Source organism: Candidatus Magnetobacterium casense, from assembly GCF_000714715.1.
Classification (GTDB): domain Bacteria; phylum Nitrospirota; class Thermodesulfovibrionia; order Thermodesulfovibrionales; family Magnetobacteriaceae; genus Magnetobacterium; species Magnetobacterium casense.
In genome coordinates this window covers 1-1,431 of sequence record NZ_JMFO01000060.1, presented here as the reverse complement: position 1 = coordinate 1,431, position 1,431 = coordinate 1, and the positions used below count along the sequence as shown (strand labels likewise).

Annotated in this window: 1 protein-coding gene; it reads right to left on the bottom strand. The window is 55.8% G+C overall.

Annotation, left to right across the window (positions count from 1 at the left end; all coding sequences use genetic code 11):
- On the bottom strand, positions 1-1,431 hold a 1,431-nt coding region (gene gpmI / locus Mcas_RS15795; protein ID WP_040336516.1), incomplete at both ends, for a 2,3-bisphosphoglycerate-independent phosphoglycerate mutase.

Here is a 1,431-nt window from a genome sequence, read left to right as displayed (position 1 = left end):
CCCGGACAGACGATACTCCGACTTAAAGCCAAAGTCAGCGATCACAAAGGGTACCTTGTTTAGCGTGTGTGAGGTTTTTGGTGTCTTTTTGCCTTTTTTGACCTCAAACATCTCATCGGAGTTGCCGTGGTCTGCCGTTACGATGACGATCCCTCCAAGGCCCTCAACAACGCTCAGGAGCTTGGCAACGCACTCGTCCACGGTCTCAACTGCCGTGATGGCCGCCTCCATGACGCCGGTGTGACCGACCATGTCCCCGTTTGCGAAGTTTAGGCGTCCCCACTTGAACTTCCCCGACTTCAGGAGTTCGATGGTCTTTTCGGTGATTTCGTATGCCTTCATCTTTGGTGCCTGATCAAAGGGTATCCTGTCAGAGGTAATTTCTGCGTAGGTCTCAAGGTTGGCGTTGATGTATCCGGACTTGTTGCCGTTCCAGAAGTAGGTCACGTGGCCATACTTTTGCGTCTCCGAAATGGCAAACATTCCTATATTTTCAAGTGCCAGGTACTCTGCAACGGTCTGCTGGATAAGCGGGGGTTGGACGATATAGTTCTTTGGCACCTTGGCCTCGGAGTCATACTCCATCATGCCGGCGTACAGAACATCGGGTACCTTACCCCTGTCGAAGTGCTTAAAGTCGCTGCCGGCATCAAATGCCTGCGAAAGCTCAATAGCCCTGTCGCCCCTGAAGTTGCACAGGACTGCGCAGTCGCCATCCTGCATCTTTCCAACGGGATTGCCACCCTCATCCACGATTACAAAGGCGCCCATGTATTGGTCATCCACGCCCTCCTGGTAGAAGGTGTTAACGGCCTCACCGCATGACCTGAATTGTCTGCCGATGCCGTGGACGTGGGCGTCCCATCCGCGCTTGACTATGTTCCAGTCGGCGCAGTACCTATCCATCGTAACATTCATCCTACCCCCGCCGGAGGCAATTACGTAGTCGAAGCCTTTTTCGTCGCGGACTTTTTTCAGGAGCGCCTCCGTGGGCTCAACGTAGTTCATGGCGGTGCGTGGGCCAACGTCCCTACCGTCCAGTAGCGGGTGAACCCTGACCTTCTTGACCCCCGATTCGGCCAGCCTTTCGATCATCTGGTAGAGGTGGTTTATGTTTGAGTGGACGTTGGCATCCGACAGCAATCCGATAAAATGCACTGCCCCGCCGTTATTGGCACGTTGGACGATCTTGTTCCAGAGCGCCCCACCAAAGACCGCCCCGGTGGCAAAGTCCTCGTTGACCCGCTTGGCGCCCTGGGCAAAGACCCTGCCCGCACCAAGGGCGTTGTGCCCCACCTCGCTGTTGCCCATGTCCTCATCCGAGGGCAGTCCTACCGCCTCACCGTGCGCCGCAATGGGGACAAAAAACTCGCTCTTGAACAGCTTGTCCAGCGTTGGCGTCTTGGCCAGGTGTACGGCGTTGCTGTCGTC